6 protein-coding genes are annotated in these 6,090 nt (G+C 29.4%); 3 read left to right on the top strand and 3 right to left on the bottom strand.

The genetic code is table 11. From position 1 onward, the window contains the following. The 3 genes from dnaG to OL66_RS00050 form a co-directional block, all read left to right on the top strand. A partial coding sequence (gene dnaG, locus OL66_RS00040; protein ID WP_034171966.1) for a DNA primase occupies positions 1-1,524 on the top strand: 1,524 nt, incomplete at its 5' end. An 82-nt stretch (positions 1,525-1,606) separates the two neighbouring features. Continuing rightward, positions 1,607-3,004 carry an RNA polymerase sigma factor RpoD gene (gene rpoD, locus OL66_RS00045; RefSeq protein WP_034171967.1) on the top strand — a complete coding sequence of 466 codons (1,398 nt, stop codon included), beginning with the start codon at positions 1,607-1,609 and terminating at the stop codon, positions 3,002-3,004. 1 nt (position 3,005) lies between these two features. After that, positions 3,006-3,449, top strand: a complete 444-nt coding sequence (locus OL66_RS00050) for a class I SAM-dependent methyltransferase (RefSeq protein WP_034171968.1) — start codon at positions 3,006-3,008, stop codon at positions 3,447-3,449. Between the two features lie 272 nt (positions 3,450-3,721). Here OL66_RS00050 and OL66_RS00055 read toward each other — a convergent pair whose 3' ends face one another. The 3 genes from OL66_RS00055 to OL66_RS00070 form a co-directional block, all read right to left on the bottom strand. Beyond that, positions 3,722-4,141 (bottom strand): HIT family protein, encoded by a 420-nt coding sequence (locus tag OL66_RS00055; protein WP_034171969.1) that lies wholly within the window; start codon positions 4,139-4,141, stop codon positions 3,722-3,724. 63 nt (positions 4,142-4,204) lie between these two features. Then, complete coding sequence (gene rnhC, locus OL66_RS00060) at positions 4,205-5,194, bottom strand: ribonuclease HIII (protein WP_238568757.1); 990 nt, start codon at positions 5,192-5,194, stop codon at positions 4,205-4,207. Between the two features lie 555 nt (positions 5,195-5,749). After that, a complete protein-coding gene (locus tag OL66_RS00070) occupies positions 5,750-6,055 on the bottom strand; it encodes an ArsC/Spx/MgsR family protein (RefSeq protein WP_238568756.1) in 306 nt (101 codons plus the stop codon). Positions 6,056-6,090 lie beyond the last annotated feature (35 nt).

Here is a 6,090-nt window from a genome sequence, read left to right on the forward strand (position 1 = left end):
CCCCAACAAAGCACCCATCAATACCAAAAATTCTACAACATCATGCAAGAAGCAGCAGATTTTTATTCCCATCAATTAAAACACAACAAACAAGTCCTCAATTATTTAGAACAAAGAGGCTTTGACAATGACATAATAAAACATTTTAAATTAGGTTATGCTCCCAAAGCTTCCCATTTATCACGTTATTTAATGGAAGGTACCAAATTTGACCCTGATGACCTCAAAAAATTAAGTCTCATCAATCAAGACGAAAAAACCGGCAACTTTTATGATTTTTTCAAAAACCGACTCATTTTTCCCATTACTAACAAATCAGGCCAAATTGTTGCTTTTTCCAGCCGCAGTCTAGATGATCAAATGCCTAAATATCTCAACAGTCCCGAAACAATAATTTTCAAAAAAGGCGAAACTTTGTATCAATACTACGAAACCCAAGCTGAAATCAGAAAAAAACAAAAAGTCATTTTGCATGAAGGTTTTTTTGATGTTATGGCATCTTTCAAAGCCCAATTCAAAAACGTAGTTGCTACCATGGGAACCAACCTTACTTTGGATCATGCCAAACTATTAAAAAAAATCACCGACAAAATAATTATTGCCTATGACGGCGACAAAGCAGGAAAAACCGCTACTTTAGAAATTGGAACCTTTCTCCAAAAAAACCACTTCAAAGTCCAAATAGTAGATTTTCCCAATAATCTAGACCCCGATGAATACATCAAAACTGAAGGACCCGAAAAATACCAACACCTTCTAACTGATAATTTAAAGGATTTTTTAGCTTTGAAAGTGGATTTGATTTGCCAACAAATGGATTCTTACAACAAAGCCCAAACCAAAAAAGAATTACAAGAACTATTCCAATCCTCAAGCTTTGAAATCAAAATGCTTTATCAAGAATACTTACAAAAAACATATCAACTAACAGTTAACCTTAATTCTCAAGTCTCCATTAACAAAGCCCCAAAACCTCCTTACATTGCTCATACCAAACAACAATTAAATTTAACCAAATTTGACATTAAAATAGAAATCATCATAGAATTGCTTTTAAATGCTGCTTTTTTCAAAACCCAAAACCCCAAAACATTTGCCACCATCAAAAAAACCCCCGGTTTTGATGACTTGCAATGCAGTTGTCTGCTAAACTATATTAAAAATTATTACAAGAAAAATCCTAAACAAACTTGTATTCCTTGGGAAGAAATCAAAAAAACCGCATTTAAAGAAAATATTGATGATTTATTGACATCTATCGAAAAACATCATTTTTTTAAAATGGAAAAGCGCCCTCTTTTACAAGATAAAGAAGGCAAAATATTTAACAATTATATAAAAGAATTAGAAATCCGCGACAAAATAGAACAAAAACAACAAAAAATAAATGAGTTAAATGATAAATTACTTCCAATAGATAACACTGAAAAAAACAAATTACAAAAAAAGAAAGACAAGCTCAAAAAAGAAAGAAGACAATTACAACAACAATTAAGCGAATTAGTAAATGATATATTTTGTTAAAAAACAAATCATCCAAAAAACAAAAATCAAAACAAGTTCATAGCCAAATTTTAATTAAAAAAAGAAAAAAGGGAGTTAATAAATGGAATTCGATAACATAATCAAAACTTTAAATGAGCAAGCTGGAAGCGAACAAAAACTAACATCTCAATTAATTATGTCTTTTTTGCAAAATCAAAACATAAAAATACCATATCAACAAATAGCACAAAACCTAAAAGAACAAGGGATTCAAATTATTTCTTGCGAAACACAAGTAGCTCCATCTCTAAATGAAAACCCCAATCAAAATGATACGCACCCCCAAACAAACACCACCAATGATGATTTTACTGACCTTGATTCCGAATTAACAAATGCAAACTTAGAAAACACAGATGACAACAAAGATGAAGACAACACACAAGACTCAGAAGAAGACATCCAAGATTTTGACATTTCTGAAGAGGACTTAATATCAGATGAAAAACTCATAGAATTAGAAGAAGACGAAGATGAAAAAATTTCTAAAGAAGAAATTTCTAAAATCCATTCTGATATTAAAATGGATGACTCAGTTCGCATGTATTTAAAAGAAATTGGTCAAATCCCTTTGCTTTCGATAGCAGAAGAACAAAAAAAATCCATTTTAGTTTTTTTAGGAAAACAAGCCAAACAAAAGCTTGCCAAGCACAAAACCAAAGAAATTGAATTATCCGAAGAACAACTCCAAGAAGCACATGACCAAATCGAACAAGCAAGGCGCGCCAAAGATATTTTGGTAGAATCCAATTATAGATTAGTAGTTTCCATTGCCAAACGATATATTGGAAGAGGCATTTTGTTTCTTGATTTAATCCAAGAAGGCAACATGGGCTTAATGCGTGCAGTAGATAAATTCGATTATCAAAAAGGATTTAAATTTTCTACCTATGCTACTTGGTGGATTAGACAAGCCATCACAAGAGCGATTGCCGATCAAGCAAGAACTATCCGAATTCCTGTCCACATCGTAGAAACTATTAATAAAATGGCACTTTGCACTCGCAAATTAACTCAAAAACTTAAGAAAAAACCTACAGTTGAAGAGTTAGCCGACAAAATGAATATTTCTGCTGAAAAAATTCGCAGCATCCAATATATTGAAAAAAAACCCATCTCTTTGGAAGCTCCCGCAAGAGAAAACGAAGAAGACGAAACTTCTTTGGGGGATTTTATCTCAGATCCCAACATTTTATCCCCCCACGAATACATGATGAAAGAAGTAACTCAAAAGCTTTTAGATGAAGTCCTAGAAAATACCTTAACTGACCGCGAGGAAAAAGTATTAAAAATGCGCTATGGTCTTTTAGATGGCAAAACCCACACTTTAGAAGAAGTAGGCACTTTATTTGGAGTTACTAGAGAAAGAATCCGCCAAATTGAATCCAAAGCTCTAAGACGACTCAGAACTCCAGCTAAACAAAGCAAATTAAAAAGTTTGTACCACAACCACAAATAAAATGAAACGAATCCCTTTTATTGTGTCTCTTACTAAAAATTATGACACCGTTGTAGACATCGGAACAGATCATGGTTTAGTACTCAAAAAGGCTTTTCAACAAGGCTATATCAAACAAGCAATTGCAGCAGATATAAGATTAAAACCTTTATTTCAAGCCCAAAAAAACCTTGCTTGCTATCCAGTTACTTTTTGTTTAAGTGACGGATTCCAAAACATTTGCCAAGATTTTGATCTTGCCCTAATTTGTGGTATGGGAACTTATGCTATTACTAAAATACTTGAAAAAAGTCCTGATAAAAGCAAACATTTTATATTAGGATCACAAAGCAATCAAGATTATCTTCAAGAATGGCTATTAAAAAACGATTTTCAAATTTTAGAAGAATATCATTTATTTGACAAATTTTTTTATCATTTCTTAAAAGTAACTCGCAAAAGCTAATTTTTGCTTCCAATTACATATCTATGATTAAACCAAACTATTAAAATAGTTTGGTTTTTTTATTATAAGTTAATAATTGTGCCATTTTATAAACAAAAAAGACCAACGATTAAGCTGGTCTTAAATGTTATATTAAAATATTAAGTTGTCTAAATAAATGAAACAGTTAGAAAAGACCCATAAAAACCCATATAAATATTTTGTAAAGGTTTTATATCAAAAAAAGCAAGACAACAATATATTTATTTTATGTTTCCTTAACAATATATTTTTTATTTATTCAAATGCGCTAAAATAGCTTTTTGAACTTTTTCATAATCTTGAGGAAACATCAAAGAAGCATTATTTTTAAAAACCAAATTAATTTCTTTTTCATCAAAACGAGGAATCAAATGCACATGATAATGAAAAACAGTCTGCCCTGCTACTTTGCCATTATTATTTAATAAATTGATTCCCTGAGCTTGAAAAACATCCATTAATACTTTGCTTATTTGATGTACCACTTTAAACAAATGGGCAAAAACATCTTCGGGCATCATCAAAATATCACGATATTCTTGTTTAGGCACCACCAAAGTGTGTCCTTTGGTCGCTTGGGTAATATCTAAAAAAGCAACTACTAAATTATCCTCATAAAGTAGATAACCAGGAACTTGTTTTTTGATAATTTTAGTAAAAATAGTTGACATAAAAACTCCTTTAAATGTGTTTTTGGATAAATAAACTTGCAATTAAGCACCAATATTATAAATTTATTCCATTTTGCGCACAATATTTTTAAAATTACACTTAGCAATTTGAGGCAAAATCTCTAATCCGTGTTGTTTTACTATCAAATCAATTTGCAAATCTACCAATTTGCCTGCTCCTAATTGCAATTTGGAATTAATTTGCTTAGAAAGTTTTGCTATTTGTGTTAAAAAAAGATATCTAGCAATAACAGAAGCCACAGCAACACTAAAATAAGAACTATCAGCCTTAGTTTCAAAAATAATCTTTGTATAAAACTCATTTTGGTCTTTTTGGTCTTGCAAATAATTAAAATAATTTTTAGGAAAACAAAACTGATCCAAAATGACAGGAACATTTGGAGAAGCTTTTAAAACGGTTTGCTTAATTGCTTCGTTATGCATTAAAGCCTTAATTTTGTTGAGATTACATTGTTTGATTGTTTGATTGTATTCTAAAGGCATCATTATTTTAACAGAATAAATAACTTCTTTCATAATTAAAGGAGCTAGCTGCATTATTTTTTCATCTGAGATTTTTTTGGATTCGGCAATAGTTCCTAATTTTTGCAAAAAAACAATATTTTTAGCAGTCAAGTAAACACAACAAACAATAACAGGACCAAAAACATCTCCTGTACCTACTTCATCAGAACCAATGGATGGAAGATAATAAGTTTTTTTGTTATAAAGTGGCAAAAATGAATTTGTCCCTGCATTGCTTTTAGTTTTTAACGTTGGGACTTGTTTGACTAATGAATGGCTAACTTCTTTTATTTCGCTATTATCGCTAACTGTTTTCATTTGCAATATTTTTTTAATAAAAGCAACGATAGATAAGGTATTTTTTCCTTGCACTAACAAAGTTCCGTTATTATAAACTGTTATTTTAGCCAAAGAATCATCTATAACAAAAGCAACCGTTTTATTAGGTGATAATTTTAATTGTTTGTAGTAGAATTTTTTAATTGTTGCTACTTGATTGTTGTTCAATTTGAAACTATAATTTGACATCACTTAATACCTCCTTAATATTTCTTGCATTTTGGCAGTTTTTGTTGTCTTTGGTTTTGCAAAAAAGACCAAAATTTGTCATCACTTCTTTTATTATATATCACAATAAACTGAAAAAAGATAAAATAACAAGCTAATATTTGCAATTTATATAAAAAAAATTAGAATATTTGAAAAACATTCTAACTTTGAATTGAAAATTATTTTTGCAAAATTATTTTTGATTAAAATTGCTTTTTGAAAGTCTTGCAACTTGCAACTTAGTTTATTTTTTTAATTACATCTTTTATAAATAGCCAATTTATAAATGGAAAGGGGCAAATATTGTTTTTAAACTTGATTTTGTTTATGATAAAAGAAACTTTGCAAATGATAAGAGACTTTTTGCAACAAAAATATTGCTCTTCATTATTTATGGTTTTTAAAAAAGTTTTGCAATACTGTTTCATATTGATTATTTTCTTTATCTTTATAAAAATTAACATTATTTTCCATCAAGTAATAACGAAGTTTTTTGGGAATAAAAATACGAATTTCTTCTTCATTATACCCAATTTAAATTTTTTGATCTTTAATAATGATAGGTCTTTTTAAAATTTCAGGATTTTCAATAATAATTTTTTTGATGTTATCGGTGTTGATAGTTTCCAAATCTATTTGTTTTTCTTTAAAAATTTTGGAACGTCGCGAAATAATATCATCAAACCCATAATCACAATTTTTTAAAATTAAATCCAGATCTTGTGGTTGCATTTTATAATTTAACAAATTACGCTCTTCGTATCTTACCCCATGAGCTTTTAACCTTTTTTTAACTTTTTTACAAGAAACACAACTAAAACTCGTATAAACAATTACCATAATTATTTATGCAATTCTACTTTGATAAAATAAAT

Source organism: Chrysanthemum yellows phytoplasma, assembly GCF_000803325.1.
Taxonomy (GTDB): Bacteria; Bacillota_I; Bacilli_A; order Acholeplasmatales; family Acholeplasmataceae; genus Phytoplasma; species Phytoplasma asteris.

What these genes read in the sequence shown, in the direction of transcription:
- rpoD (WP_034171967.1), top strand. Translation starts at nt 1,607, where the DNA reads ATGGAATTCGATAACATAATCAAAACTTTAAATGAGCAAGCTGGAAGC.
- OL66_RS00050 (WP_034171968.1), top strand. Translation starts at nt 3,006, where the DNA reads ATGAAACGAATCCCTTTTATTGTGTCTCTTACTAAAAATTATGACACC.
- OL66_RS00055 (WP_034171969.1), bottom strand. Translation starts at nt 4,141, where the DNA reads ATGTCAACTATTTTTACTAAAATTATCAAAAAACAAGTTCCTGGTTAT.
- rnhC (WP_238568757.1), bottom strand. Translation starts at nt 5,194, where the DNA reads ATGTCAAATTATAGTTTCAAATTGAACAACAATCAAGTAGCAACAATT.
- OL66_RS00070 (WP_238568756.1), bottom strand. Translation starts at nt 6,055, where the DNA reads ATGGTAATTGTTTATACGAGTTTTAGTTGTGTTTCTTGTAAAAAAGTT.